At 61.1% G+C, this 25,561-nt stretch carries 24 protein-coding genes; 13 read left to right on the top strand and 11 right to left on the bottom strand.

What is annotated here, in order from left to right; genetic code table 11:
• Positions 1 to 25 precede the first annotated feature (25 nt).
• The 4 genes from ACTG19_RS12070 to ACTG19_RS12055 all read left to right on the top strand — a co-directional run bounded on the left by ACTG19_RS12070 (position 26) and on the right by ACTG19_RS12055 (position 3,735).
• A complete protein-coding gene (locus ACTG19_RS12070; RefSeq protein WP_005339598.1) occupies positions 26 to 289 on the top strand; it encodes a YihD family protein in 264 nt (87 codons plus the stop codon).
• Positions 290 to 444: 155 nt separating this feature from the next.
• On the top strand, positions 445 to 1,896 hold the full coding sequence (gene ccoG, locus ACTG19_RS12065; RefSeq protein ID WP_005357450.1) for a cytochrome c oxidase accessory protein CcoG: 1,452 nt from the start codon (positions 445 to 447) through the stop codon (positions 1,894 to 1,896).
• Between the two features lie 103 nt (positions 1,897 to 1,999).
• A complete protein-coding gene (locus ACTG19_RS12060) occupies positions 2,000 to 2,989 on the top strand; it encodes a serine/threonine protein kinase (RefSeq protein WP_439989107.1) in 990 nt (329 codons plus the stop codon).
• Between the two features lie 137 nt (positions 2,990 to 3,126).
• Positions 3,127 to 3,735: a thiol:disulfide interchange protein DsbA/DsbL gene (locus ACTG19_RS12055; protein ID WP_005356138.1), complete on the top strand. Its 609-nt coding sequence runs from the start codon at positions 3,127 to 3,129 to the stop codon at positions 3,733 to 3,735.
• A 72-nt stretch (positions 3,736 to 3,807) separates the two neighbouring features.
• Here ACTG19_RS12055 and pncB read toward each other — a convergent pair whose 3' ends face one another.
• Complete coding sequence (gene pncB / locus ACTG19_RS12050; RefSeq protein WP_005342020.1) at positions 3,808 to 4,986, bottom strand: nicotinate phosphoribosyltransferase; 1,179 nt, start codon at positions 4,984 to 4,986, stop codon at positions 3,808 to 3,810.
• Positions 4,987 to 5,087: 101 nt separating this feature from the next.
• Positions 5,088 to 5,723: a nicotinamidase gene (locus tag ACTG19_RS12045; RefSeq protein WP_005357452.1), complete on the bottom strand. Its 636-nt coding sequence runs from the start codon at positions 5,721 to 5,723 to the stop codon at positions 5,088 to 5,090.
• A gap of 74 nt (positions 5,724 to 5,797) precedes the next feature.
• On the opposite strand from ACTG19_RS12045, the gene ACTG19_RS12040 reads away from it, so the two are divergent.
• Complete coding sequence (locus ACTG19_RS12040) at positions 5,798 to 6,448, top strand: NUDIX hydrolase (protein ID WP_005339607.1); 651 nt, start codon at positions 5,798 to 5,800, stop codon at positions 6,446 to 6,448.
• Positions 6,445 to 6,951 carry a DUF523 domain-containing protein gene (locus ACTG19_RS12035; RefSeq protein ID WP_123174001.1) on the top strand — a complete coding sequence of 169 codons (507 nt, stop codon included), beginning with the start codon at positions 6,445 to 6,447 and terminating at the stop codon, positions 6,949 to 6,951. Before ACTG19_RS12040 ends, ACTG19_RS12035 begins: the two co-directional genes overlap by 4 nt.
• Here the strand turns inward: ACTG19_RS12035 and ACTG19_RS12030 are convergent.
• The 3 genes from ACTG19_RS12030 to ACTG19_RS12020 all read right to left on the bottom strand — a co-directional run bounded on the left by ACTG19_RS12030 (position 6,876) and on the right by ACTG19_RS12020 (position 10,389).
• Positions 6,876 to 7,841, bottom strand: a complete 966-nt coding sequence (locus tag ACTG19_RS12030) for an acyltransferase (RefSeq protein ID WP_236353781.1) — start codon at positions 7,839 to 7,841, stop codon at positions 6,876 to 6,878. The genes ACTG19_RS12035 and ACTG19_RS12030 overlap by 76 nt on opposite strands.
• A gap of 6 nt (positions 7,842 to 7,847) precedes the next feature.
• Positions 7,848 to 8,747, bottom strand: a complete 900-nt coding sequence (locus ACTG19_RS12025; RefSeq protein WP_236353788.1) for an acyltransferase — start codon at positions 8,745 to 8,747, stop codon at positions 7,848 to 7,850.
• 127 nt (positions 8,748 to 8,874) lie between these two features.
• Positions 8,875 to 10,389, bottom strand: coding sequence for a YifB family Mg chelatase-like AAA ATPase (locus tag ACTG19_RS12020; protein ID WP_257686840.1), 1,515 nt, complete (start codon positions 10,387 to 10,389; stop codon positions 8,875 to 8,877).
• Positions 10,390 to 10,773: 384 nt separating this feature from the next.
• Between ACTG19_RS12020 and ilvG the strand changes: the two genes are divergently transcribed.
• The 5 genes from ilvG to ilvA all read left to right on the top strand — a co-directional run bounded on the left by ilvG (position 10,774) and on the right by ilvA (position 17,162).
• A complete protein-coding gene (ilvG, locus tag ACTG19_RS12015) occupies positions 10,774 to 12,420 on the top strand; it encodes an acetolactate synthase 2 catalytic subunit (RefSeq protein WP_439989105.1) in 1,647 nt (548 codons plus the stop codon).
• On the top strand, positions 12,417 to 12,695 hold the full coding sequence (gene ilvM / locus ACTG19_RS12010) for an acetolactate synthase 2 small subunit (protein WP_005339613.1): 279 nt from the start codon (positions 12,417 to 12,419) through the stop codon (positions 12,693 to 12,695). The genes ilvG and ilvM overlap by 4 nt, the downstream gene beginning before the upstream one ends.
• A gap of 12 nt (positions 12,696 to 12,707) precedes the next feature.
• On the top strand, positions 12,708 to 13,652 hold the full coding sequence (locus ACTG19_RS12005; RefSeq protein ID WP_439989103.1) for a branched-chain amino acid transaminase: 945 nt from the start codon (positions 12,708 to 12,710) through the stop codon (positions 13,650 to 13,652).
• A 144-nt stretch (positions 13,653 to 13,796) separates the two neighbouring features.
• The gene (gene ilvD / locus ACTG19_RS12000) at positions 13,797 to 15,638 is read left to right on the top strand and encodes a dihydroxy-acid dehydratase (RefSeq protein WP_439989102.1); all 1,842 of its coding nucleotides are present in this window, start codon (positions 13,797 to 13,799) and stop codon (positions 15,636 to 15,638) included.
• Positions 15,639 to 15,641: 3 nt separating this feature from the next.
• Complete coding sequence (gene ilvA / locus ACTG19_RS11995; RefSeq protein ID WP_113740308.1) at positions 15,642 to 17,162, top strand: threonine ammonia-lyase, biosynthetic; 1,521 nt, start codon at positions 15,642 to 15,644, stop codon at positions 17,160 to 17,162.
• Positions 17,163 to 17,205: 43 nt separating this feature from the next.
• Here ilvA and ACTG19_RS11990 read toward each other — a convergent pair whose 3' ends face one another.
• Positions 17,206 to 17,658, bottom strand: coding sequence for an HPP family protein (locus ACTG19_RS11990; RefSeq protein ID WP_113740349.1), 453 nt, complete (start codon positions 17,656 to 17,658; stop codon positions 17,206 to 17,208).
• 76 nt (positions 17,659 to 17,734) lie between these two features.
• Between ACTG19_RS11990 and ACTG19_RS11985 the strand changes: the two genes are divergently transcribed.
• Together ACTG19_RS11985 and ompA are read left to right on the top strand one after the other, a co-directional pair.
• Positions 17,735 to 18,301 (top strand): TetR/AcrR family transcriptional regulator, encoded by a 567-nt coding sequence (locus ACTG19_RS11985; protein WP_113740350.1) that lies wholly within the window; start codon positions 17,735 to 17,737, stop codon positions 18,299 to 18,301.
• A gap of 125 nt (positions 18,302 to 18,426) precedes the next feature.
• Positions 18,427 to 19,566, top strand: coding sequence for a porin OmpA (gene ompA / locus ACTG19_RS11980; RefSeq protein ID WP_201990902.1), 1,140 nt, complete (start codon positions 18,427 to 18,429; stop codon positions 19,564 to 19,566).
• A 79-nt stretch (positions 19,567 to 19,645) separates the two neighbouring features.
• Here ompA and ACTG19_RS11975 read toward each other — a convergent pair whose 3' ends face one another.
• The 5 genes from ACTG19_RS11975 to ACTG19_RS11955 form a co-directional block, all read right to left on the bottom strand.
• Positions 19,646 to 20,755 (bottom strand): YeeE/YedE thiosulfate transporter family protein, encoded by a 1,110-nt coding sequence (locus ACTG19_RS11975; RefSeq protein ID WP_174218736.1) that lies wholly within the window; start codon positions 20,753 to 20,755, stop codon positions 19,646 to 19,648.
• Positions 20,756 to 20,877: 122 nt separating this feature from the next.
• On the bottom strand, positions 20,878 to 22,497 hold the full coding sequence (locus ACTG19_RS11970) for a methyl-accepting chemotaxis protein (protein WP_113740310.1): 1,620 nt from the start codon (positions 22,495 to 22,497) through the stop codon (positions 20,878 to 20,880).
• A gap of 178 nt (positions 22,498 to 22,675) precedes the next feature.
• Positions 22,676 to 23,572, bottom strand: coding sequence for an EamA family transporter RarD (gene rarD / locus ACTG19_RS11965; protein ID WP_021231498.1), 897 nt, complete (start codon positions 23,570 to 23,572; stop codon positions 22,676 to 22,678).
• Between the two features lie 125 nt (positions 23,573 to 23,697).
• Complete coding sequence (locus ACTG19_RS11960; protein WP_005341999.1) at positions 23,698 to 23,868, bottom strand: hypothetical protein; 171 nt, start codon at positions 23,866 to 23,868, stop codon at positions 23,698 to 23,700.
• A 126-nt stretch (positions 23,869 to 23,994) separates the two neighbouring features.
• Complete coding sequence (locus ACTG19_RS11955; RefSeq protein WP_069555595.1) at positions 23,995 to 25,491, bottom strand: aldehyde dehydrogenase; 1,497 nt, start codon at positions 25,489 to 25,491, stop codon at positions 23,995 to 23,997.
• Positions 25,492 to 25,561 lie beyond the last annotated feature (70 nt).

The following is a 25,561-nucleotide window of genomic DNA, read 5'->3' as shown; positions in this document are numbered from 1 at the left end:
ACGTGACAGATTAAAGAGGTTGTCTATGCAATGTCATCGTATCGAAGAGCTGCTGGAGTTGTTGCAGCCTGCCTGGATCAAGGAACAGGATCTCAGCCTGGTGCAGTTTGTTGCCAAACTGGCCCAAGAAGCGGGATTCGAAGGGCCTCTGTCCGAGCTGACCGACGACATGCTGATCTATCACCTCAAGATGCGGGAATCCGATAAGCAGGCGATGATCCCCGGTCTGGCCAAGGATCATGTGCCCGATTTCAAAGAGGCACTGCTCAAGGCCCGCGGAATCAAGTGAATCTTTATCGGAAGCGCATCACCTCGGGGTGATGCGCTTTTTTGTTGCCGAAAATTGCGATCCAACCCCAATATTAGATACATCTAATCCACACAATTAGCATGCTGTTTAAGATATAATCCGCTCCATAACAAATAAGGGAGCGATGTCTTGCAATGGCCGACCACGATAAAATCGATATCAAGGACGTCACCGACAAGGGCGTAACCGGGACCTTCAACCCCAATACGTTCAAAGCCAGCGACGACAGATTCAACCCGGGCAACCGCATCTATGTGCGGGCCCAGAAAGGGTATTGGCAGCGGATGCGCAAGGCCATGGGCTGGTTCTTTGTGGCGCTGTTCGTGCTGTTGCCCTGGCTGCGTTACGACGGGCGACAGGCGGTGCTGTTCGACCTCGGTCATCAGCAGTTCCATATCTTTGGCGCCACCATCTGGCCGCAGGATCTGACCCTGCTCGCCTGGCTCTTCATGATCGCCGCCTTCGGACTCTTCTTTATTACCACCTTCCTCGGTCGGGTCTGGTGTGGCTATCTCTGCCCGCAGACGGTCTGGACCTTCATGTTCATCTGGTTTGAAGAGAAGCTGGAAGGGCCCGCCAACAAACGGCGCAAGCTGGACGAGGCGCCCTGGAGCGGCGAGAAGCTGGCCCGCAAGGGAGCCAAGCATCTGGCCTGGCTGGCGATCTCGCTGGTAACCGGCCTGACCTTCGTCGCCTACTTCCAGGATGTAACTGAACTGGTGCCGGACCTCTTCACTCTGCAGGCCAGCGGATGGGTGCTGTTCTGGGTGATCTTCTTCACCATCATCACCTACGGCAACGCGGGCTGGATGCGTGCCATCATGTGTATCCACATGTGCCCCTATGCCCGCTTCCAGTCCGCCATGTTCGACAAGGACACCTTCATCGTCGGCTATGACACCAAGCGTGGCGAGACCCGTGGCGCCCGCTCCCGCAAGGCGGATCCCAAGGCGATGGGATTGGGTGACTGTATCGACTGCGATCTCTGCGTGCAGGTTTGCCCGACCGGTATCGATATCCGCGATGGCCTGCAGTATGAGTGCATCAACTGCGGTGCCTGCGTCGATGCCTGCGACCAGACCATGGAGCGGATGGGCTACCCGAAAGGGCTCATCAGTTACACCACCGAGCACAAGCTGGCCAACGACTCCACCCATGTGGCTCGGCCCAAGTTGATTGGTTACGGGCTGGTGATGGCGGTGATGCTGGGGGTCTTTGTCTACAACGCCATGTCCATCATGCCGATGGGGCTCGATATCCTGCGGGATCGCAACCAGCTGTTCCGCGAAAACAGCGAGGGGCTGATTGAGAACACCTACACCCTCAAGATCCTCAACAAGACCCTGCAGTCCCAGACCTACCAGCTGGATGTGGAGGGCTTGCCCGAGTATCAGTGGTTCGGCCCCCGTGAAGTGACCCTGAAGGCGGGCGAGATCTACACCCTGCCGGTCAGTCTGGCGGTCGATCCCTACAACCTGAAACGGCCGGCGCTGGATATCCAGTTCGTGCTGAAACGGGAGGGGGCAGCGCCCGATGACAGCAAGGGCAACCTGCGCCAGGGCAGCAAGTTTATCAGCCGCTTGTAACTGCGCGTGACTGCGGGCCGGGCGTGACACCAGTCCGGTCACCAGCGAGCACGGCAATGCCGGTCAGTAGTGATAGAATGGGGCGCAACGGCGCCCCTTTCTTATGGTGGATGACATGCGTTTCAACTATTCCGACCTCAATCCCGACCTCATCATGGATGCGCTCGATCTCAGTGGCCTGCGGCTCGACTCCGGCCTTATCGAGCTCAACAGCTACGAAAACCGGGTCTACCAGTTTCAGGATGAGGATCGTCGCCGCTATGTGGTGAAGTTCTACCGTCCCGGCCGCTGGAGCCGGGCCCAGATCCTCGAGGAGCACGAGTTTGCCACCCGTCTCGCGGAGGCTGAGATCCCGGTCGCCGCACCGCTCGCCTTCGCGGGCGAGACCCTGCTGGAGCACGAGGGCTACCCCTTTGCCATCTGGCAGAGCGTCGGTGGCCGCCAGTTCGAGGTGGATAATCTCGACCAGCTTGAGTGGGCGGGGCGTTTCCTCGGTCGCATTCATCAGATCGGCGCCAGCAAGCCGTTTCATCATCGGGTGCGGCTCGATGTGGAGAGCATGCTGCATGAACCGCGTCAGCTGCTGGCGTCTGGCGAGTGGCTGCCGAGCGGGCTGGCGAAGCAATTCTTCGGGGTGCTCGACGAACTGATCAAGCATGTCAGCGACGCCATGACCCTGGATGTGGCGCAGATCTCCCTGCATGGCGACTGCCACCCGGGCAACATCCTCTGGCGTGACGGTCCCATGTTTGTCGACCTCGATGATTGCCGCACCGGCCCCGCGATTCAGGATCTCTGGATGATGCTCAGCGGCGAGCGCCACGAGCAGCAGATCCAGCTCGATACCCTGCTGGCGGGCTACGAGGAGTTTATGGAGTTCGACTCGCGGGAGCTGGCGCTGATCGAGCCGCTGCGGGCGATGCGCATCGTTCACTACATGGCGTGGCTGGCGCGGCGCTGGGAAGATCCCGCCTTCCCCCGTCACTTCCCCTGGTTCAATACCGATCACTACTGGCGTCAACAGATAGCGACCCTGCACGATCAGCTGGAGGCACTCAAGGCGCCACCGCTGAGCCTGATGCCAAACTGGTGAAATAGAAGGGATCTTGCGCGGCAAGGGGGACTCGATCTCCGGCCCTGACCATTGACGTCAGCATGGCGAAACAATAGGCTTGGCACTGCTTCGGTTCGCCGGGCGTGCCTCACAGTGATCCCTTAACAGGAAACATCATGAAAAAAGTTCTATTTTTCCTTGCTGCCATGCTGATGATCCCCATGGTTCACGCCGCCCCCGAGTTCAAGGAAGGCGTCAACTACGATGTGGTCAAACAGACTGGCAGTGCCCAGCCGGAAGTGATGGAGTTTTTCTCCTACTACTGCCCGCACTGCGCTACCTTCGAACCGATCGTTGAACAGTTGAAGGCCGGGTTGCCAGAGGGTGTGCCCCTCAAGAAGAACCCGGTTGCTTTCCTCGGCCGCGAGATGGGCCCCGAGATGCAGCGTGCCTACGCCGTTGCCAGCCTGCTCAATGCCGAAGCCAAGCTGACTCCGGCCATCTTCAACAAGATCCACACCCAGCGTCAGCCGCCGATGAGCCGTGACGATGTGAAGAAGATCTTCGTGGACAACGGCGTACCGGCTGAAGAGTTCGACGGTGCCGTCGACAGCTTCGCCGTCTCCGGCATGGTCTCCCAGTTCGATCGCAACACCGAGAGCTACAACATTCGCGGTGTACCGGCCTTCCTGGTGAACGGCAAGTACATGGTGAAGATTGAATCCATCACCTCTCAAGAGCAGTTCAACAAGCTGGTGCAGTTCCTGCTGGCCAAGAAAGACTGATACCCCTTGAGTCGATAAAAAAGCCCGCCGGTGCGAACCGGCGGGCTTTTTGTTTTCTGGCGATCTCGAAGATCAGACCCCGACGTGGAACGCCTGCTTGAGGTTGCGGATAAACTCCGCATCCCGACAGAGGGTCTTGCCCGGGCTGTCGGAGATCTTGGCAACCGGGCCGCCATTGCACTCGATCAGCTTGAAGACGATGTTCATCGGGCTGACACCGGGCAGATCGCAGGTGAGCTTGGTGCCGATGCCGAAACTGGTGTTGATGCGGCCACGGAAGTGACGGAACAGCTGCACCGCCTTGTCGAGGTTGAGCCCGTCGGAGAAGACCAGGGTCTTGTCGGTGGGGTCGATGCCGAGGCGCTGATAGTGGCTGATCGCCTTCTCGCCCCACACCACGGGATCGCCGGAGTCGTGACGCAAGCCCTGATAGCTGCTGGCCAGCTCGAAGTCGAAGTCCCGCAGGAAGGCATCCATGGTGATGCAGTCGGTCAGGGCGATGCCGAGATGGTCGGTGAACTCGTCCAGCCAGCTGGTGAGGGCGGCGCGCTGGCTGTGCTCCAGTGGGAAGCCGAGCTGCTGGTGTGCCTGGAACCACTCATGGGCCTGGGTGCCGACAGCGGGCAGCTTGTACTTCTGGGCCAGCATGTAGTTGCTGGTGCCGCGAAACGCCGGCAGCCGCTCCTTGAGGCGGCCCACTACCGCATCCTGTACCGCGTGAGAGAAGCGGCGGCGGGTGCCGAAGTCGATGAGGTTAAACTCGCTCATCTCGTCGCTGCTCAGCTCCTTCTCCAGCTTGTCGATCTTCTGATCGAGCCGCTCCAGCGCATGGCTGACGCCGAACTGGGGATAGCGGAAGCGGTTGCGCATCTCGCTGATGATGGCGAGCACCGGGATCTCCCACAGGATCACATCCTGCCAGGGGCCCTCGACCCGCACATTGATGCGGCCATCCTGCTCGAACACCTTGAGCAGCGAGGCGTCGAGCGGCTTGCGGCGCAGGTGGTCGAGGTAGTCAGGGGTGAAGAAGGGACGCTCGGCCAGAAAATCGAGCTCTGGCCTGGTCAGTCGCAGGGATCCGGCGAGGCGCAGTTGCTCCTCGATCTGCCCCATCATGGGCAGCAGATCCTCTTCATTGCGGCTGTGAAACTCGGCTACCACCTCGGCATCCGGATAGCGATGGAACACCGCCTGCTGCATATGCAGCTTGTAGGCGTCGGTGTCGAGCAGGCTGGTGAGGATTGGAGGCATATCAGGCTCCTCGCAGACTGGTGAGCACGATGGTGCTCCCCTGCCGCATATGTAACGTGCAGGCATCGGTGTCGAGCAGGCTGGTAAGAATCGGTGGCATATCAGGCGTCCAGCAGGCGTTGTACATCGATCAGGGTCTGGGCCAGTTCGGCGCCAGCCTCAATCATCTGGGTGTGGGCGCTGGCAACCGTCGCGGGCGCGATGCCACGGCAGGCATCGAGATGGACGATCACCCGGAAACCGGCGCGGCGCAGTTGCAGCACGCTGGTTTTGACACAGTAGTCGGTGGCGAGGCCGCCGACCAGTACGGTATCGACCTTGCGGGCTTGCAGGAATTCGATGAGTCCGGTGCTGCGCCGTTCGGCCAGGTCGTGGAAGCAGGTGCCGTAGGGATGGAGATCCGGTTCGACCCCCTTCCAGACGAAGAAGTCATAGTCGATGGGAGCGGGCAGGCCGTCGAGCAGCTCGAAGCCCTTGCTGCCCGGTACGCAGTGCACCGGCCAGGTGAGGTCGGCGTTGGGCAGATCCAGCGGCAGCAGCATGCCGGCGGGGTCAGAAACGGCCCAGTCGGCATTGGCGGGGTGAGAGTCCTTGCTGCCGATCCGCAGCGTGGCGAGGGTGGCCTGAGCGTTGAGCGCAGCCACAATATCATCACCGCCCGCAACGGGCAGTTCGTTCGGGCAGAGGGGGGTAAAGCCCTTCTGCGCATCAATATCCAGGCTGGCGACGGTTCCCATGATTGGCTCCTGCACATACTATTCGTGTGATATTATCTACCAAACATTAATGGAAGGCGAGCAGGGCGATCGGCATGCTGAGAATGAGTCTGGATATGGTGGTGCTGCGGTTGCATGAGGAGCGGCTCGAGCTGCTGCTTGAGACCCGCGATCGCCCCCCCTTTGCCCACTGCTGGCAACTGCCGGCGCTGCGCATCGACGAGACCCGGGATCGGGATCTGGATGCCGCCCAGCGCCGCCTGCTGGCGGAGTGGGGGCTCGGTCACTGCTACAGCGAGCAGGTCTGCACCCTCGGCAACCTGGAGCGGGATCCCCGCGGCTGGTCCACGACCCTGGTCTATCTCTGCCTAGTGGATCCGGAAGTGGAGGCGATCCACGGCTGCTGGCATCCGCTCGCCAACCTGCCGGGGCTGAGCCTCGCCTTCGACCATGTCCAGCTTATCGCCAAGGGGCTGGAGCGGCTGCGGATCAAGAGCCGCTACAGCACCCTGCCGCTGCAACTGCTGGGGCCCGAGTTCACCCTATCCGAGGTGCAGCGCGCCTTCGAAATCATCCTGCAAACACCCATGAATACGGCGGCATTTCGCAAGCGGATCCATCGCGCCGACATTCTGGTGGATACCGGTCGCAAGCGTACCGGCAAACAGCGCCCCGCCATTCTCTATCGGCTGGAGAGTCCCTGCTGCGTGATGTTCGATCAGGTGATGCATGGAGCGGAAGCATGAGTGAGACCGGCGTGCACAAGGTGCTGGTGAGTGCCTGCTTGCTGGGTCAGCCGGTGCGTTACGACGGTCAGAGCAAGGGGATCGTCAGCGACTGGCTGAGTGCGCTGGGTGCTGAGGGGCGGGTGCTGGCCTTCTGCCCCGAAGTGGCGGGCGGTTTGCCGACCCCGCGCCCTCCTGCCGAGCGGCAGGGCGAGCGCGTAGTGACGGCGAGCGGACTGGATGTGACTGCCGAGTTTGATTGCGGCGCCGAGCTGGCACTGGAAATCTGTCAGACGCAGGGCATTCGCTTCGCCCTGCTGAAAGAGGGGAGCCCCTCATGTGGCAGCGGCCGTATCTATAACGGCCGCTTTGAAGGGGTTTCTGTGGCGGGCGAGGGCAAGACTACCACCCTGCTACGCCGCCACGGTATTGCCGTTTTTTCCGAAGATCAGTTGGTCGAGTTGGCCTCGGCACTCTCTTTGGATTCCTCCCCGGATTTGGCGGCAACCGGCAGCGGCGCCTGACCGCTCTGCCACCCCTCCAGCACCTCGTCCTTCTCCTGCCAGCGCTGGTTTAGCCACTCCTGAAAACCGCGCTTGAACTGCTTGTCGTTGAAGTAATCTCCTATCAGCTGCTCATTCACCGGCAGCTCCTCAATCCGCACCTGAATGCGTTTTACCCGTCCCATCAGGAAGTCCTTGAACGGGGTCTCGGCGTTGTCCGGATAGCGGATGGTGACGTTGATCAGGCTGTCGAACTGTTCGCCCATGGCCGCCAGTGTAAAGGCCAGCCCCGCCGCCTTGGGCGGCATCAGATGACGGTAGCGGGAGCGTGCTGCGTCCCGTTTCTGCTCGGTGAAGCGGGTCCCTTCCACGAAGTTGATGACGGTAGTGGGGATATGGCGAAACTTCTCGCAGGCGTTGCGGGTGGTCTCGATATCCTTGCCGCGCAGGTGCGGGTTCTTCAGCAAAAACTCCCGTGAGTAGCGGCGCATAAAGGGCATATCGAGCCCCCAGCAGGCGAGCCCCAGCAGCGGGATGTAGATGAGCTCGTGCTTCATGAAGAACTTGGGCACCGGCAGCCTATCGCGGAACAGGTGGCCGAGCACCACGATATCGGTCCAGCTCATATGGTTGCTGATGATGAGATACCAGCCATCCTTGCGCAGCCTGGTGCTGTCCTCCACCTGCCAGTCGATGCGGGTGGTGAGGCGGATCACCAGCGCATTGCAGGCCAGCCACAGGCGCATGAAGCGGTTGTTGAGGCGGCTGCAGGCGCGGCTAAAGACCGGGATCGGCAGCAGCAGTTTGGCCAGCGACACCAGCAGGATCAGGCTGGCGCACAAGGCGGTGAAAAGGATGGTCAGGCCGGCGCTGATGATCAGCACCAGCGGGCCGGGAAGCAGGGATAGCATGAATGTTTACTGCGCCTTGGTTGCCAGCAGTTGGCTCAGGGTCTGGTCCTTTTCGTGCCAGATCCCGTTCAACCACTGTTGAAACTCTTGTTGGAACTCGGGGTCATTGAAGTAATCCCCCACCAGCTTGCGGTCGATCGGCAAATAGCGGACCTGAACCTTGATTTGCCCGACCCGGCCACACATGAAGTCCCAGTAGCTGGGGATGCCGTCCGGATAGGCGATGGTGACATCCACCAGTTGATGCAACTGATCACCCATAGCGGCCAGAGTAAAGGCGATGCCCCCCGCTTTCGGGAGCAGCAGATGACGATAGGGCGAGCCCTGCTTCTGATGCTTGCTGCCGGTGAAGCGGGTGCCTTCGACGAAGTTCATCACACTCACCGGAATGTGGCGGAACCTGGCGCAGGCCTTACGGGTCGTTTCAATGTCTTTTCCCTTCAGATGGGGATGTTTTTCCAGAAATTTTCTGGAATATCGCCGCATGAAGGGGAAGTCGAGCGCCCACCATGCCAGACCGAGAAAAGGTACCCAAATCAGCTCTTTCTTGAGGAAAAACTTCAGGAAGGGGATTTTTTGGTTAAAAACCCGCTGCAGTACCAGTATGTCGACCCAGGATTGATGGTTGGCAATCACCATATACCACTCATTCCGGCGCCCTTTGTCCACTCCGACCACCTCGAAAGGGGTTTTGATGATGGTTTTCTGGATCAGATTGTTGAAACCGATCCAGCAGCTGGCACAGCCATCCAGCAGCCAGTTGCAGAGGGTGCGCCACCCCTTGAGGGGGAGCAGGAGCTTGAGCAGACCCAGCGAGAAGATGGGGACAAACCAGAAGAGGGTGTTGAAAAAATAGAGCAGGGTGGAGAGGCTGCCGCGCAGTCGCTCTGTCAGCTTTTTGGGCATGAGTCGGGTCCGTCTTGCTGTCGATAAAGGGCCATCAAGTGGTCAGATCTGTGGCCATAATATCAGCCGATTGCCCGTGAGACCATTCAGAGCCGTTACGGGGTTGGACTCACCCTTTTCCCTCCTGTCAGCTGCTGCGCAGTCGCGACAGCAGCCGGTCCATGGCGCGATAACCGAGCGCCTCGATAAGATGCTCCTTGCCGATGGCGGATTGCCCCGCCAGATCGGCGATGGTGCGTGACACCCGCAAAATGCGGTGCCAGGCCCGGATACTGAGCCCCAGCTTCTGGATGGCATTCTCCAAAAATTCGGCATCTTGCGGTGATAGTCGGCAAATATCCTCTATCTCGCGGCTATCAAGCAGGTTGTTGAGCTTGCCGTTGCGGCTCAGCATCCGCTCCCGTGCCGCCAGCACCCGATCACGGATCTGCTGGCTCGACTCCCCCCGCTCCGCCTTGCCGGTCAGGCTCCCCTTGGGCAGCAGCGGCACCTCCACCGTCAGGTCGAAGCGGTCGAGAAAGGGGCCGGAGAGCTTGCCGAGGTAGCGCAAGATCTGATCCGGGCTGGAGCGGGTCTGGCCGTCACCATAGTGGCCGCAGGGGCTGGGGTTCATGGCGCCCACCAGCTGGAAGCGAGCGGGGAAATCCACCTGACGGGCGGCCCGGCTGATGGTGATGTGGCCCGTCTCCAGCGGCTCGCGCAGGGAGTCGAGCACCTTGCGCTCGAACTCGGGCAGCTCGTCGAGAAACAGCACCCCGTTGTGGGCCAGCGAAATTTCGCCGGGCCGCGGGTGGCTGCCACCGCCCACCAGCGCCACCGCCGAGGCACTGTGGTGGGGCGTGCGATAGGGTCTGTGGTGCCAGTGACCGGCGCGCGGGGTGAGGCCGCCGATGGAGTGGATGGCGGCGGTCTGCTGCGCCTCCTGCTCGCTCAGCGGTGGCAGAATGCCGGGCAGACGGCTGGCCAGCATGCTCTTGCCGGTGCCGGGCGGGCCGATGAACAGCAGGTTGTGGCTGCCGGCGGCGGCGATCTCCAGCGCCCGCTTGGCCTGTGACTGGCCGATCACATCCTGCAGATCCGGTACATCGGGCAGGCTCTCCGCGCTTTGTTGAGCCGGCAGTGGCAGCTCGTACTGGCCGGCCAGCCAGGCGGTGACGGCCAGCAGTTGGTGGGCGGTACGCACCTCGGCATCCTGAATGAGAGAAGCTTCCGGGCCGTTCTCCCGCGGTACCAGCAGGGTGCGCCCCGCATCCCGGCAGGCGAGCACGGCGGGCAGCACCCCGAGCACAGGGCGGATCTCGCCGGTCAGGGCCAATTCCCCTAAAAATTCGTGATCGAGCAGGTATTTTGCAGGTATTTGTTTGGAAGCAGCGAGAATCCCAATGGCGATGGCCAGATCGAAACGGCCCCCCTCCTTGGGTAGATCAGCGGGGGCCAGATTGACCGTGATGTGTTTGCTCGGGAACTCGAAATTGCCGTTGAGCAGGGCGCTGCGCACCCGATCTCGCGACTCTTTCACCGAGGTTTCCGGTAGGCCGACCATGTTGAAGGCGGGCAGGCCGTTGGAGAGGTGAACTTCCACTGTAACTTGCGGGGCCGCGATCCCGAGGCTGGCACGGCTATAAACCACAGCTAATGACATAAATCCCGTCCTTGAGTTGATATATGTTCTGACTAACTGCTTGTTGTTGGTTTTTTATTCCAAAGTTCCGGCTGGGGAATAGCCAAAATCAGTGGGTTGTCACAGAAAAAAGCCTTGCCCAATAAAAATCACCGTGCTAGTTCTAATAGCCATTCGCGGTGAAAATCGCCCCAATTTCACAGGATTTCCGGTTGTAACTATGAACATGGCCTCCCGTTTCGTCAGCATTATTGTGGTCCTAGTGGTGATTATTATCTCACCGCTCGGGGCTCGTTTAGCTGCACGGAACAAGGGATAGACCCACCACCGGACAGAACGAAACAAGCGACCCCCGAGCCTCACAGCTCGGGGGTTTTTTTTCGACCAAAGGACAGGATTTTCCACATGAACGGCGCGCAGTTTTTGGTACAGGCTCTCAAGAAACAGGGTGTGACCCAGGTGTTTGGTTACCCGGGCGGGGCCATCATGCCGGTCTACGATGCTCTGTATGACGGTGGTCTGGCCCATCAGCTCTGCCGCCACGAGCAGGGCGCCGCCATGGCTGCGGTTGGTTATGCCCGCGCCTCTGGTCAGGTGGGCGTCTGCATCGCCACCTCCGGCCCCGGCGCCACCAATCTGGTGACCGGTCTGGCGGAGGCGCTGCTCGATTCGGTGCCGCTGGTGGCCATCAGCGGTCAGGTGCCCTGTTCCGCCATCGGCACCGATGCGTTTCAGGAGGTCGATGTGCTCGGCATGTCCCTCTCCTGTACCAAGCACTCCTTCATGGTGACCGATGCCGCCGATCTGGGGCGCGTGCTGGCAGAAGCTTTCGCCATCGCCACCGAAGGTCGCCCCGGCCCTGTGCTGATCGATCTCCCCAAGGATGTGCAACTGGCCGCGGTGCCTGCCCAGAGCCCGCTGTTTGCAGTGGAAGAGCCGGAGGTGCTCAACCCCACGGAGCTGGCCGCGGCCCGCACCCTGCTGGCTGCCGCCGAGCGTCCGGTGCTTTACGTCGGTGGCGGGGTAGGCATGGCCAATGCCGAGCAGCAGTTGCGTGACTTTGCTGCCGTCACCGGCATGCCAGCGGTCACCACCCTCAAGGGAATTGGTGCGCTCGACCCCGACAGCCCTGTTTATCTGGGCATGCTCGGCATGCACGGCACCAAGGCGGCCAACTACGCGGTGCAGCAGTGCGATCTGCTGCTGGTGGTAGGGGCTCGTTTCGATGATCGGGTGACCGGCAAGCTGGAGGAGTTTGCTCCCGAGGCCAAGGTGATCCATCTCGATGTGGATGCCGCCGAGTTCGGCAAGCGCCGTGCCGCCGAGGTGGGTATCACCACGGATCTCAAGCAGGTGTTGCCACGCCTCGCCATGACTCTCGACATCGCCCCCTGGCGTGAGCACTGCGCCGCCATGGCCCGCGAATATGCGTTTCGCTACGACCATCCGGGTCAGGCCATCTATGCCCCGGCCCTGCTCAAACAGCTCTCCGCCAGGCTGCCTGATACCAGCGTGGTCGCCTGCGACGTGGGTCAGCACCAGATGTGGGTGGCCCAGCACATGCGTTTCACCAGCCCGCGCAACCACCTCTCCAGCGCCGGTCTCGGCACCATGGGGTTCGGTCTGCCCGCCGCCATCGGCGCCAAGATGTCGCGCCCGGAGGATGAAGTGGTGCTGGTGAGCGGTGATGGCTCTTTCATGATGAACGTGCAGGAGCTTGGCACCATCCGCCGCGCCCAGCTCAAGGTGAAGATGGTGCTGCTGGATAACCAGCGCCTCGGCATGGTGCGCCAGTGGCAGGAGCTGTTCTTCGACGGCCGCTACAGCGAGACCATCCTCTCCGACAACCCCGATTTCGTCGCCCTGGCTGCCGCTTTCGGCATTCCGGGTGAGACCATCACATGCAAGGAGCAGATAGCCGGCGCCCTCGATCGCCTGCTGGCAAGCGAGAGTGCCTACCTGCTGCATGTGGCTATTTCAGAGGAAGAAAACGTCTGGCCCCTGGTTCCGCCGGGAGTCGCCAACCACCAGATGATGGAGCAACGCCCATGAACCCGCACACCCTTGCCCAGCCAGCATTTGCACAGCACACCCTGCATATCCATGCCCAGCCCAGACCCGAAGTGATGGAGCGGGTGCTGCGGGTGGTGCGCCACCGCGGCTTCGCTCTCTGCGCCCTTAATATGGAGCAGGATTGCCAACAGCTGCGGATCACGGTTACTGTCGAGTCGGTGCGTCCCATCCAGCAGTTGTGGAGCCAGCTGGTGAAGCTGGTGGACGTTTCCCGGGTCGATGCACTGGAACAGCAACCCCGGATCAGAGCTTAAGGAGCAAAGCTAATGTCACAGTCTTCCCAATCCGCCTCTCACCCGCAATACATCTGGTTCAACGGCACACTGGTGCCCTGGCAGGATGCCCAGGTGCACGTGATGAGCCACGCCCTGCACTACGGCTCCTCGGTGTTCGAGGGGGTGCGCGCCTACGATACCCCCAAGGGCACCTGCATCTTCCGTCTGCAGGAGCACACCCGCCGCCTGTTCGACTCCGCCAAGATCTACTGGATGGACGTCCCCTACAGCGAGGCCGAAGTGAATGAAGCCTGCCGCACCGTGGTGCGCGAGAACGGCCTGAAGAGCGGCTACCTGCGTCCGCTGGCCTTTGTCGGCAACGTGGGGCTGGGGCTGCATCCGCCGCTGGATGCCAAGGCCGACCTGATGGTGGCCGCCCTGCCGTGGGGCGCCTATCTGGGCGAAGAGGGACTGAAAAACGGGGTGGATGTCTGCGTCACCTCCTGGAATCGGCTCGCTCCCAACACCATCCCCACCGGCGCCAAGGCGGGCGGTAACTACCTCTCTTCCCAGCTGATTAGCCGCGAGGCCAAGCGCAACGGCTTTGCCGAGGGGCTGGCGCTGGATGTGAACGGCTATCTGAGCGAAGGGGCGGGGGAGAACCTGTTCCTGGTGAAGAATGGCGTGCTGTTCACACCGCCCGCTACCGCCGCCATCCTGCCCGGCATCACCCGCGACACCATCATGACGCTCGCGCGTGACTTGGGTTACGAGGTGCGCGAGCAGGCACTGCCCCGTGAGGCGCTCTATGTGGCGGACGAGATCTTCATGACCGGCACCGCCGCCGAAGTGACCCCGGTGCGCTCCGTCGATCGGATGAAGGTGGGCGCTGGCAGCCGTGGTCCGGTGACTGAGCAGCTGCAAAACGCCTTCTTTGGCCTGTTCAACGGCCAGACCGAGGACAAGTGGGGCTGGCTGACGCCCGTCAATGACTGATAAGAGAGGGGAGGCGTCATGCCTCCCCGAGTCGATTCCGGTGAGGGCTGCCCAGAGGAGTCTTCACCAGGATCGATTCCGATCCACTCGTATCATCACCGCATAACGCATCGAGCCCATATGGGCATTCAGGGAGTAGAGACAATGCCGAAGTTGAGATCCGCCACCACCACCCACGGACGTAACATGGCCGGGGCCCGCGCCCTGTGGCGTGCCACCGGAATGACCGATCAGGATTTCGGCAAACCTATCATCGCCGTGGTCAACTCCTTCACTCAGTTCGTGCCGGGCCACGTCCACCTCAAGGATCTGGGCCAGCTGGTGGCGCGCGAGATCGAAGCCGCGGGGGGCGTTGCCAAGGAGTTCAACACCATCGCCGTGGATGACGGCATCGCCATGGGACACGGCGGCATGCTCTACTCCCTGCCATCGCGCGAGCTGATCGCCGACTCGGTGGAGTATATGGTCAACGCCCACTGTGCCGACGCCATGGTCTGTATCTCCAACTGCGACAAGATCACCCCGGGGATGCTGATGGCCGCCCTGCGTATCAATATCCCGGTCATTTTTGTCTCCGGCGGCCCGATGGAAGCGGGCAAGACCAAGCTCTCCGACCAGATCATCAAGCTGGATCTGGTGGACGCCATGATCCAGGGTGCCGACCCCAAGGTGTCGGACGCCCAGAGCGAACAGGTGGAGCGCAGTGCCTGCCCCACCTGCGGCTCCTGTTCCGGCATGTTTACCGCCAACTCCATGAACTGCCTGACCGAGGCGTTAGGCCTCTCCCAGCCGGGCAACGGCTCCATGCTGGCAACCCACAGCGATCGCGAGCAGCTGTTCAAGCTGGCGGGCCAGCGCATCGTGACTCTGGCCAAGCGCTGGTATGAGCAGGACGATGCCTCGGCACTGCCGCGCAATATCGCCACCAAGGCGGCGTTTGAGAATGCCATGGCGCTCGATATCGCCATGGGCGGCTCCACCAATACCGTGCTGCACCTGCTGGCGGCGGCGCAGGAGGCGGGCGTCGACTTCACCATGGCCGATATCGACCGCATGTCGCGCAAGGTGCCGCAGCTCTGCAAGGTGGCGCCCTCCACCCAGAAATACCATATGGAAGATGTGCACCGTGCCGGTGGCGTGGTCGCCATTCTGGGCCAGCTGGAAAAAGCGGGTCTGGTGCATGGGGATACCCGTACCGTGCTGGGTTGCTCCCTCGTCGAACAGCTCGATGAATATGACGTCAGCCGCCAGCCGAGTCAGGAGGTGGTGGACTTCTACCGCGCTGGCCCGGCCGGCATCCGCACCACCAAGGCGTTCAGTCAGGATTGCCGCTGGCCGGAGCTGGATCTGGACCGCGCCGAAGGCTGCATCCGTTCGCTGGATAACGCCTACAGCCAAGAGGGCGGCCTCGCCGTGCTTTCCGGCAACCTCGCGGTCAACGGCGCCATCGTCAAGACTGCCGGGGTGGATGAGGAGAACCTCACCTTCCGTGGCTCGGCACGGGTGTTCGAGAGTCAGGAGAGCGCGGTGAGCGGCATCCTCGACGGTACCGTGAAAGCGGGCGAGGTAGTGGTGATCCGCTACGAAGGGCCGAAAGGGGGCCCGGGCATGCAGGAGATGCTCTACCCCACCACCTATCTGAAATCCATGGGACTCGGCAAGGCGTGTGCCCTGATCACTGATGGCCGCTTCTCCGGCGGTACTTCGGGTCTCTCCATCGGCCACGTCTCGCCGGAGGCTGCTTCCGGCGGCACCATAGGTCTGGTGGAGGATGGCGACATCATCAGCATCAACATCCCGGCCCGCAGCATGGTGCTGGAAGTGGCTGACAGCGTGCTGGCTGCCCGCCGCGTCGCCGTAGAGGCTCGGGGCTGGAAGCCGCTCGATCGTCAGCGTCAGGTCTCCTTTGCCCTGCGCGCCTACGCCATGTTCGCCACCAGTGCCGACAAGGGCGCGGTGCGTGATCGCACCCTGTTGGGGGAATAAATCATGGTCTCTGCGGCTGATTATTTACGCAAGGTGCTGCTCTCACCCGTCTATGAGGCGGCGCGGGTCACCCCTTTGCAAACCCTGAAGAAACTCTCCGAGCGGCTCGGCAATCACGTCAGCCTGAAGCGGGAGGATCTGCAACCGGTCCACTCCTTCAAGCTGCGCGGCGCCTACCACAAGATCGCTACCCTCACCGAGGATCAGAAGGCGCGCGGCGTCATCGCTGCCTCTGCCGGCAACCACGCCCAGGGGGTCGCTCTGTCGGCCGCCAAACTCGGCATCAAGGCGATCATCGTGATGCCCAAGACCACGCCGGACATCAAGATCGACGCGGTGCGCCGTCAGGGCGGCAACGTCATGCTGTTCGGCAACAGCTTCGACGAGGCTTATGGCGAGAGTCGCCGCCTCTCCGAGCTGGAGGGATACACCCTGATCCCGCCGTTTGACGACGTCGAGGTGATCGCCGGGCAGGGCACCATCGGCAAGGAGCTGCTGGAGCAGGATACCCATCTCACCCACGTCTTTGTGCCGGTGGGCGGCGGCGGGTTGGCCGCCGGGGTGGCGGTCTATATCAAGCAGCTGCTGCCGGATGTGAAGGTGATCGGGGTGGAGGCGGAGGGCTCCGCCTGCCTCAAGGCCGCACTGGCAGCGGGCGAGCCGGTCAATCTGGAGCGGGTCTCGCTGTTTGCGGACGGTGTAGCGGTCAAGCGGATCGGTGAGGAGACCTTCCGCCTCTGCAACCAGTATCTGGACGAGGTGGTGACCGTCTCCAACGACCAGATTTGCGCCGCGCTGAAAGACATCTTCGACGACTGCCGTGCCATCGCCGAGCCGTCGGGGGCCCTGTCGCTGGCGGGCCTCAAGGCCTACAGCGAGCGGGAGCAAGTCAAAGGGGGGCGGATGGCGGCCATTCTCTCCGGCGCCAACGTCAACTTCCACAGCCTGCGCTATGTGTCGGAGCGCTGCGAGATCGGCGAGAAGCGCGAGGGCATGCTGGCGGTGACCATCCCCGAGCGCAAGGGGGCCTTCCTCGACTTTTGTCGTCAGCTTGGCCCGCGCATGGTGACCGAGTTCAACTACCGCTACGCCGATGCCGAGCAGGCGTCGCTGTTCGTCTCGGTGCGCCTCACCGGTGGTGACGAGGAGCTGGGCCAGATCATCGATCAGCTCGGTGGCAACGGCTATCCGGTGGTCAACATGACCGAGAGCGAGCTGGCCAAGAATCACGTGCGCTACATGATTGGCGGCCGCCCGGCCCGGCCCCTCGGTGAACGGCTCTATAGCTTCAAGTTTCCGGAGCAGCCGGGCGCCCTGATGCGCTTTCTGGAGACCCTCGGCTGTCGCTGGAACATCAGCCTGTTCCACTACCGCAACCACGGCGCCGACTACGGCCGGGTGCTCTGTGCGTTCGAGCTGCCGGACGAGGACGTGGCCGCCTTCCACGACTACCTGCACGAGATTGGCTACGGCTGGAAAGAGGTGAGCGACGACCCCGCCTACCGGCTGTTTCTGGCTAGTTGATGCTGCGATGAGGAGAGAGGGAGGCGTTGGCCTCCCTCTGTTTTTAGGCTGTAATTGGCCACTTCTGTCTGAGCCATTGAAATCCATAAGCCAGCGCCATCAGCAGCAGGGTGCCGGGTAGTACCGTTTGCCACAGGAAGGCTGGCTCTTGTCCTGTCATCAGGATCAGCAAGGGATTGGCGCCAGCTGGAGGGTGGATGACATTCAGTCCCTGCATCAGGGCGATGGCCAGCCCGGTTGCCAGAGCCATCTGCACTTCTGCGGGGAGCGGAAGCATTCCGATCACCAGTCCGACGCAGGCCGTCAGCAGGTGACCACCCAGCACGTTTTTGGGGCGCGCCAGCGGGCTATCGGGGAGGGAAAACAGCAACACACAGCTGGCCCCGAAAGGAGCCATGACCAGCGCGACGTACCAGCTCAGATTGAGCCATCCCAATATGCCGATGGTGAGTGCGGCGCCCACGCCAGCCCATAGTGGGCCATACCATGTCGTCATCATGTTTTCCTCTTGGTTTGCCATAACTGATTAGGCACATTAGGTAGACAGTTCGGTATACTTCAAGAGGCAAATGATGAGCGAGAAGCGTCAACAACTGGTGGCGACGGCCTGCCGTCTGTTCAACCGTCATGGCTTTCATGCCACCGGCATAGATCGCATCTGGGCCGAGGCGGGGAGTACCAAGCGCACCCTCTATCGCCACTTCCCGACCAAGGATGCCTTGATTGAGGAGGTATTGCTCGCTCGTGACCGGGAGTTCTTCGCCTTGCTTGACCAGCGGCTGGCCGGTGTGAGCGGACGTGAAGCTCGCCTGCAGGAGCTGTTTGACGGCTTTGCAGAGTGGTTTGGCCGCTCTGATTTCTATGGATGCAACTTTATCAACGCCAGCGCCGAGTTTGCCGACCCGCGCCATCCGGTGCGCAAGCTGGTGATGGCCCACAAGCAGGCGTTGCTGGGCTGGGTGATAAACCAGCTCAACTGTTCTCTGGCACAGGCCACCGAGCTTTGTCTGTTGCTGGAGGGGGCGATCGTGATGGCTCACAGTTATCAGCAGCCACTGGCGCTGGAGCAGGCCAGAATGCTGGCAAAGACCATTTTGACCGACGATACCGCGATAATGCAGGCCGCTTCACACTCCTGAGCTGCTGGTCATTTGAGGCTGCGTTCGGATGGGATACCCTGAATAGCGGAGAGGCCGCCTGACGGCTTCACACAGGGAAAGTGCGCACTCAGGCGCCCATAACGACTTATTGCAGAGGCGAAAATATGAATAAATCCATGCTTGCCGTATTGGTCAGTGGCTTGCTGGCGGCCGGAGCCGTACAGGCCGCCGCTCAGGACAATACCTGGTACGTCGGTGGCAAGGCCGGTTGGTCCAATTACTATGGTGTTGATTACAACCAACAAGTTAAGGATGTAGTCGATTTTGTATCACCCAGTGATAAACAAAGTGATCTCGGTTTGGGTGGTTTTGTCGGCTATCAGCTTAATCAGAACTTGGGTTTTGAGTTGGGTTATGACTGGCTTGGTAAGTATCAGCTTGATAAAACTGCGTCCTTGGGAACCCTGTCTGCCGGGTTGCACGGTGAAGCTAAAGCGCAAATGATACAAGCCACCATGAAGATTAGTTTCCCTGCTACATCTGTATTGGATGTCTATGGTCGCTTGGGCGGCGCGTATGCCTGGACGGAGAGCTCTTATTCCGGTTGGTATAAAGATTCCGCTACCCCAGCCAACGATGCTTCATTTGACAATAATGGACACAAATACCATGGCGCCGCGTTTGTTGGCGCACTTGGTGTTGAATATGCCATCGATAAAGATTGGGCTGCTCGTCTTGAATACCAATACACCACCCCGTTGGGCAGCACATCGGCAGATCGTTCCGGTATAGAAATGGATAATGGTCTGCTCTCTGTTGGTATGCTCTATCGCTTCGGTCAGCAAGGTGGCGAGGTCGCTGCACCGGCGCCCGCTCCGGCCGCTGAACCGGCACCTGTAGCCGTGGTTGAGCCCAAGACCTTCAGTCTGAGTTCCGATGTGCTGTTCGAGTTCAACAAGGCGACCCTGAAGCCGGCTGCCAATCAGGCGCTTGATGCCCTGTTCAGCCAGATTGTGGCGGCCAATCCGAAAGATGGCGTCGCAACTGTCATCGGTTATACCGACCGCATCGGTTCCGACAACTACAACCTGGCCCTCTCCGAGAAGCGTGCCCAGAGCGTGGCCAGCTATCTGGTATCCAAAGGCTTGTATGCCGACAAGGTACGGGTCGAGGGGCGTGGCAAGTCCAATCCAGTCACTGGCAACAGCTGTGCCAGCCGCTCCAAGCAAGAGCTGATCGCCTGTCTGGCACCGGATCGCCGGGTGGAAATTCATCTGGAAGGGGTCTCCCAGCCTGTCCAATAAGCAGAGCGACGGGAGCAATAAATGTAAAAACGGGAGGCTTGGCCTCCCGTTTCTTATGGGGTGTTTACGATGTCGTGCCTCAGAGCCCGAACAGCGGGCGCAGGCGAATGCCGATGAGGCTGCCCGCGAGGGCCATCAGCATCCAGACCCAGCCGTGCAGGCTGCCGGAGGCGGTGCCGTCGAAGAAGCCGCCGAGGTTGCAGGCGCTGTACATGGCGCCCATCCCCATCAGCAGGCCGCCGATGATGGAGGCCAGGCTGTTGCCGAGCCGCATCGGGGCGAAGTTGCCGCCACCACTCAAACAGCGCGCCAGCATGGCCCCCAGTATGCCGAGCCAGAACATGCCGACCATGGGATTGATGAAGAGCGGCTGGGCCAGCTTGGGGTTGCCCTCGAACAGGCCGAACAGGGAGGCGCCGCGCAGCGCCATGTCATAGACGGCGCCGGTGATGGTCCAGGCCGAGCCGTGCAGAGCGACCACGGACGAGTTGAGCAGGGCGATGATGATGCCGCCGGTCAGCACGGTGAAGCGGCCATCGCGCCAGAACAGGTTGCCGCTGCTGAAGAGGGGCTTGAGCTCGCCGGTGCGCTTGAGTTCGCTGTTGCGAAACAGCAGGAACAGCGCAGCGACCAGCGCCAGATTGAGCAGCATGCCGCTCCAGAGATTGCCGGTCAGATCCCGGGCCAATACCACATGGCTGGAGAAGGTAGCCTCCAGTTCGGGGCGGAACTGGTTGCTGATAAGGGTGCCGATGCCGTAGCAGATCAGCACCAGCCAGAAGCGGGGTTGTCCCTCGCCGCAGCAGTAAAGAGTGCCGGTGGCGCAGACGCCAGCCAGCTGCATGCCGATGCCGAACAGGAAGGCTCCGACGATGAAAGGAATGCCGATAGCCATCACGTTACCCACCATGGCATCGCCAAACAGGGCGTGGCTAAAGGAGAGGAAGGTGGTGAACAGCAGAATCTCGATGGCGATGGTGAGCAGGTGAACCCGTACGTAGTAGCTGTTGCGTTTGGTCAGCATTTCGCGCCAACCGAATACGATGCCGAAGCGGCTGAAGGAGAGGGTGAAGCCGAAGCCGAATCCGATCAGGGCCATCAGAGCCCATTTCATACCAAAGGTGTTGCCAAGCCAGAGTAACGCTCCCCCCGCGATTACCACGATGGGGAGCGACCATTTTCGAGTCATGTCAGTTGATCCTTGCAGTTGGTTTTCAGAGGGGCGGATCCTATTCCCTCATGGAGTCTAATGCTACCCATTTAACCAATGCAGAGAAAAAGGGGGGCGCTGACTCCCGTCAGCGCCGGGGATCAATGGCGGGTGGTGTCGAGATGGAAGTGATGAGTCTGCCTGGTCAGAATGCGGGCGTGCTGGGCGACCATGGTCGCCTCTTCGGCGGCCTGACTGGCGCTCTGGTTGGCCTTGGCCGCCAACCGCGACATCTCGCCGACCTGATGGTGGATCCCCTGCACCAGCCGGGTCTCATCGCTCATCAACTGATCGACCTGAGCGATGCGCTGGTTGATCTCCTCGCAGCTCTGCGCGATCCGGGCGACGCTCTGGCGCGCTGTCATCGTGTGAGTGACCGCCTGTTCGACCCGGGCCAGCTCGGTATCCATCTCGCTGGCGGCGCGCAGACTGACATCCTGGATCTTGCCGATGATGGTGTTGATCTCGGTGGTGGCGCTGCCGGTGCGGGTCGCTAGCGAGCGCACTTCATCAGCTACCACGGCAAAACCGCGTCCCTGTTCACCTGCCCGCGCCGCTTCAATGGCAGCGTTCAGCGCCAGCAGATTGGTCTGCTCCGCAATATCGTGAATGGCGCCCGCCAGCCCGGCAATCTGCTGCGAGAGGCCTGCCAGATCCGAAATGGTATGGGAGACCTGCTTCACTCCCGTGACTTGTTCCCCGATCACCTGTTCCACTGTGTGGATGGCAATCGTCGCCTCTTGTGCCCGCTCTGCTGACTGCAGGGTTTGCTCCCCTACCTGATGCAGCTGGCTACCCGCCTGTTCAATGGAGTGGGTGAGCTGTTCGATGGCCTGTTCGATATGGTGGGCCGCCCCGACCTGAGCCTGACTGTCATCGGTGTGCCGTTGTGCCATGGCGGTCAGGCTGGTGGCGCGATCATCCAGCGTACTGGCGCTGCGTTGCAGGGACTCCACCAGGGTTGCCAGCTGGTCACGCATGGCCCCGATCTGGCGGATCAGCTCGCCGATGGCATCAAGGCCCGGCTCCGGCATGGGGCGGTTCAACTCCCCTTCGGCGATGGCGGCGGTGGCTTTGCCTGCGGCCAGCAGCCGCTGTTGGGTGGGGCGTCCCAGCCAGAAGATGAGTCCGGCCCCCAGCAGTGCGGCGCACAACAGCAGTCCGTAGCAGAGTCGGGTTGTGTTGGCGAGATGGGCCATCTGCTCGGCGGCATACTCGTTGCCGTGGATGACGGTGGCGTCCACCCCTATCCGGTGGGCGTTATAGAGGGTGTGCAGGCGTGCTGCAAGCGCGCCCGCCTGCGCCAGATCCCCCGCCTTGATGGCGGGGACAAACTTGTCGTTGAGCAACTGCCAGAACAGTTTCCCCTGCACTTTTTGCTCCCCCTGCAGCAGCTCCCTGAGGGGCTCGTTCAGGCTGCTCTCTTGCCAGAAGCGGTTACGGCTCTCGAACTCTTGCTGCAGTCGGGCGAGGGTTTGCAGTAGAGCCTCCCGCTCCTCCGGTTTGGCATGGAGCAGGGTGTAGACCTGCAACTGGGATTCGATGAGGTAGAGAGGCGGCGGCAGAATATCGGCTACCACATCCTTCCCCTGTCCCATCTGATCGGCTGCGCTCCGGACCGAATAAAGCCCGAAAAAGCTGATGGAGATCAGCGTGATAATGACCATGATCCCCAGAACCTGACCAAAAAGCAGGGATCTGTCGTGAATGTGCTTGAGCATATTGCCTCCATTTGGCTCTGTTCATGGATAGCATAGCTCTCTGGCGGGATAGTGAGACTCGTGTGTGGTCTGTTGATGGCGAGTCGGCTCTGGAGAAGGGGAAGTCGCAGTCTGGAGGCCGCTGGTGGCACGAAAAAGAGCCCCGGCTGGTGAGCCGGGGTCGGGGGGCGGGGAGGGGTCAGGTCCGGTTTGGCGCGGCTTTGCCGCTTCGTAACCCATCGAGACTGAACAGCACCAGTGCGCTCCAGATGCAGGCGAAGGTGAGCAGCTTGTCCATCGCCAGCGCTTCCCCATAGAGGGTGACTGCGAGGATAAACATCAGGCTGGGGCCTATGTACTGGAAGAAGCCCAGGGTGGAGAGCTTGAGCCGGGTCGCGGCGGCGGTGAAGCAAAGCAGGGGGGCCGTGGTGACGGCGCCTGCGGCGATCAGCAGCAGGTTGAGGTGCCAGTCGTTTTGGGTGAGATGGCTGGTGGGGCTGTCGGCAAAGCCCCATAGATAGATGGCCGCTGGCGGCAGCATGATCATGGTTTCGATCAGCAGACCGGTGAGGGCATCGAGGGCCAGTTTTTTGCGCACCAGTCCATAGATGGCAAAACTCGATGCCAGCACCAGCGCAATCCAGGGCAAGGAGCCAAAGGCGATAAGCTGGATGGCCACGCCGGCAAAGGCCAGCGCCACCGCCCACCACTGCAGGCGGCGCAGCTTCTCGCTCAGAAACACCATTCCCAACAGTACGTTGAACAGCGGGTTGATGTAGTAGCCGAGGCTGGCATCCAGCATATGGCCGTTGTTGATGGCCCAGATGAACAGCAGCCAGTTGCCGCCGACGGTAACCGAGGTAAACGCAAGGGTGAGCAACACTTTTGGCTGGCGCAGCACCGCCTGCACCTTGTGCCACTGGCGCCCTGCCAGGGTCAGTACCATCAGCAGCACGCAGGACCAGATCATCCGGTGGGTCAGGATTTCGGCGGCCGGGACGGCAGAGATGGTCTTGAAATAGATGGGGGCTATGCCCCAAAGGGTATAGGCGCACAGGGCGTAGATGACGCCCTGACGCTGGATCTGTTGCGGCATGCGGATGACCTTTACTGAAGCGTTGGATGCGGGAAAACATCGCAAAAAATCAGTGTAGCGATCCTTTTGCGGGGAAAGAAGCGAATAAACGAAGTTTGAGGGATAGGAGGAGTGTGGCTGGCCGGTTAGCCTTTACCGCGGCGGATCTTGTCGACGTCCATCAACAACCACAACATCAGGGCGATGGCGGAGATCCAGGGGCCCCAGGTCACGTAGGCCTCGCCGTGCCCCAGCACGAAGAACAGCAGGGGCAAACCGATCACCAGAAAAAGTACGCTTCCCAGAAAAAATAGCATTTTTGTCTTTATATTTAACATGTTGGCTTTTTTATCATTATAAGGATTGAGCCCGGTGATGGAAGGCCAAAAATGCAAAAGGGGGATTTCTCCCCCTTTTTGATCCGATACTGCTGCTTTGTCGTGTTATTCCAGCTGAATCCAGGTGCTTTTCAGCTCGGTGTACTTCTCCAGCGCATGAAGTGACTTGTCGCGACCGTTGCCGGACTGTTTGAAGCCGCCAAACGGCATGGTCATGTCGCCACCGTCCCAGTTGTTGACGAACACAGTACCGGCGCGCAGGGCGCGGGAACCTTTCACCGCCTTGTTGAGATCCGCCGTCCAGATCGCCGCGGCCAGGCCGTAGTCGGTGTCGTTGCCCAGCGCAATGGCCTCTTCCAGCGTATCGAAGCCGGTCACAGCCAGCACAGGGCCGAAGATCTCCTCGCGGAAGATGCGCATCTGCGGAGTCACGTCGTCGAAGATGGTGGGTTCGATATAGAAGCCGCCACTCTCCATGTTGGTGCGGTTGCCGCCCAGCAGCAGCTTGGCCCCCTCCTGCTTGCCAATCTCGATATAGCGCAGCACCTGTTCCATCTGGATGTGATCCACCATGGCGCCAATGCGGGTAGCGGGATCGAGCGGGTTGGCCGAGATCCACTCGCGGGCATGGGCCAGCAGTCGCTCCATAAATTGCGGCTTGATGCTGTTTTGCACCAGCAGCCGAGAGGCGGCGGTGCACACCTCGCCCTGGTTGTAGAAGATAGCGCCAGCGGCGCTCTTGGCCGCAGCGTCCAGATCCGGTGCGTCGGCCAGTATGATGTTGGGGCTCTTGCCGCCGCACTCCATAAAGGCGCGCTTGAGGTTGGACTTGCCGGAGCACTCCACCAGATGTTTACCGATCTTGGTGGAGCCGGTGAAAGTGATGCAATCCACATCCATATGCATGGCCAGCGCCTCGCCCACGGTGTGGCCAAAGCCCGGCAGCACGTTGAACACGCCGTCCGGAATACCCGCCTCCTTGGCCAGACCTGCGATACGCAGGGCGGTCAGGGGGGATTTCTCGGAAGGCTTGAGAATGACCGAGTTGCCGGTAGCGAGCGCCGGGCCCAGCTTCCAGCAGGCCATCACCAGCGGGAAGTTCCATGGAACGATGGCGGCAACCACCCCGAGCGCTTCGCGGGTCACCAGCGCCAGTGCTGACTCCTCCACCGGGGCGACCTGATCGTAGATCTTGTCGATCGCTTCGGCGTTCCAGGCGATGCAGTTGGCGGCGGCGGGGGCGTCATAGCCCATGGCATCGCCGATGGGTTTGCCCATATCCAGCGACTCCAGCAGCGCCAGCTCCACCTTGTTGAGACGCATCAGTTCGGCGAAGCGCTGCATGATCTGTTTGCGCTGTTTCGGCGGCAGGCCGCTCCAGCGCTTGTCGTTGAAGGCGTCACGGGCAGCCTGTACCGCCAGTTCGGCATCGGCGGCATCGCAGGCTGCTACCTTGGTCAGCAGCTTGCCGTTGGCCGGGTTGATGCAATCGAAGGTGGCGCCATTGACAGCATCCCGATAGCTGCCGTTGATAAAGGCTTGCGAGGGCAGGGTCAGATGGGAGGCCTTGTGTTGCCACTGGGCCAGGGTCAGGTCACTCATGTTCACTCCTTGAACCGGCAAAAGTCAGATTCCGCGTGTCAATATGCTAAACATCTTGCCGCTTGTAAAT

This window comes from Aeromonas sp. 3P (assembly GCF_051919745.1).
Taxonomy (GTDB): Bacteria; Pseudomonadota; Gammaproteobacteria; order Enterobacterales; family Aeromonadaceae; genus Aeromonas; species Aeromonas veronii.
Note: the sequence above shows the minus strand (reverse complement) of the source record. Positions and strands in the feature narration are given on the sequence as shown.

Excerpts from the sequence above, each read along its gene's own strand:
- ACTG19_RS12025 (WP_236353788.1), bottom strand. The coding sequence starts at position 8,747 with ATGCCCAAAAAGCTGACAGAGCGACTGCGCGGCAGCCTCTCCACCCTG.
- ACTG19_RS12060 (WP_439989107.1), top strand. The coding sequence starts at position 2,000 with ATGGTGGATGACATGCGTTTCAACTATTCCGACCTCAATCCCGACCTC.
- ilvG (WP_439989105.1), top strand. The coding sequence starts at position 10,774 with ATGAACGGCGCGCAGTTTTTGGTACAGGCTCTCAAGAAACAGGGTGTG.
- pncB (WP_005342020.1), bottom strand. The coding sequence starts at position 4,986 with ATGCCTCCAATCCTCACCAGCCTGCTCGACACCGACGCCTACAAGCTG.
- ACTG19_RS11955 (WP_069555595.1), bottom strand. The coding sequence starts at position 25,491 with ATGAGTGACCTGACCCTGGCCCAGTGGCAACACAAGGCCTCCCATCTG.
- ilvM (WP_005339613.1), top strand. The coding sequence starts at position 12,417 with ATGAACCCGCACACCCTTGCCCAGCCAGCATTTGCACAGCACACCCTG.
- rarD (WP_021231498.1), bottom strand. The coding sequence starts at position 23,572 with ATGCCGCAACAGATCCAGCGTCAGGGCGTCATCTACGCCCTGTGCGCC.
- ACTG19_RS12020 (WP_257686840.1), bottom strand. The coding sequence starts at position 10,389 with ATGTCATTAGCTGTGGTTTATAGCCGTGCCAGCCTCGGGATCGCGGCC.
- ACTG19_RS11970 (WP_113740310.1), bottom strand. The coding sequence starts at position 22,497 with ATGCTCAAGCACATTCACGACAGATCCCTGCTTTTTGGTCAGGTTCTG.
- ACTG19_RS12030 (WP_236353781.1), bottom strand. The coding sequence starts at position 7,841 with ATGCTATCCCTGCTTCCCGGCCCGCTGGTGCTGATCATCAGCGCCGGC.
- ACTG19_RS11975 (WP_174218736.1), bottom strand. The coding sequence starts at position 20,755 with ATGACTCGAAAATGGTCGCTCCCCATCGTGGTAATCGCGGGGGGAGCG.
- ilvA (WP_113740308.1), top strand. The coding sequence starts at position 15,642 with ATGGTCTCTGCGGCTGATTATTTACGCAAGGTGCTGCTCTCACCCGTC.
- ccoG (WP_005357450.1), top strand. The coding sequence starts at position 445 with ATGGCCGACCACGATAAAATCGATATCAAGGACGTCACCGACAAGGGC.
- ACTG19_RS11985 (WP_113740350.1), top strand. The coding sequence starts at position 17,735 with ATGAGCGAGAAGCGTCAACAACTGGTGGCGACGGCCTGCCGTCTGTTC.
- ACTG19_RS12035 (WP_123174001.1), top strand. The coding sequence starts at position 6,445 with ATGAGTGAGACCGGCGTGCACAAGGTGCTGGTGAGTGCCTGCTTGCTG.
- ACTG19_RS11960 (WP_005341999.1), bottom strand. The coding sequence starts at position 23,868 with ATGCTATTTTTTCTGGGAAGCGTACTTTTTCTGGTGATCGGTTTGCCC.
- ACTG19_RS12040 (WP_005339607.1), top strand. The coding sequence starts at position 5,798 with ATGCTGAGAATGAGTCTGGATATGGTGGTGCTGCGGTTGCATGAGGAG.
- ACTG19_RS12055 (WP_005356138.1), top strand. The coding sequence starts at position 3,127 with ATGAAAAAAGTTCTATTTTTCCTTGCTGCCATGCTGATGATCCCCATG.
- ilvD (WP_439989102.1), top strand. The coding sequence starts at position 13,797 with ATGCCGAAGTTGAGATCCGCCACCACCACCCACGGACGTAACATGGCC.
- ACTG19_RS12005 (WP_439989103.1), top strand. The coding sequence starts at position 12,708 with ATGTCACAGTCTTCCCAATCCGCCTCTCACCCGCAATACATCTGGTTC.
- ACTG19_RS11990 (WP_113740349.1), bottom strand. The coding sequence starts at position 17,658 with ATGACGACATGGTATGGCCCACTATGGGCTGGCGTGGGCGCCGCACTC.
- ompA (WP_201990902.1), top strand. The coding sequence starts at position 18,427 with ATGAATAAATCCATGCTTGCCGTATTGGTCAGTGGCTTGCTGGCGGCC.
- ACTG19_RS12045 (WP_005357452.1), bottom strand. The coding sequence starts at position 5,723 with ATGGGAACCGTCGCCAGCCTGGATATTGATGCGCAGAAGGGCTTTACC.
- ACTG19_RS12070 (WP_005339598.1), top strand. The coding sequence starts at position 26 with ATGCAATGTCATCGTATCGAAGAGCTGCTGGAGTTGTTGCAGCCTGCC.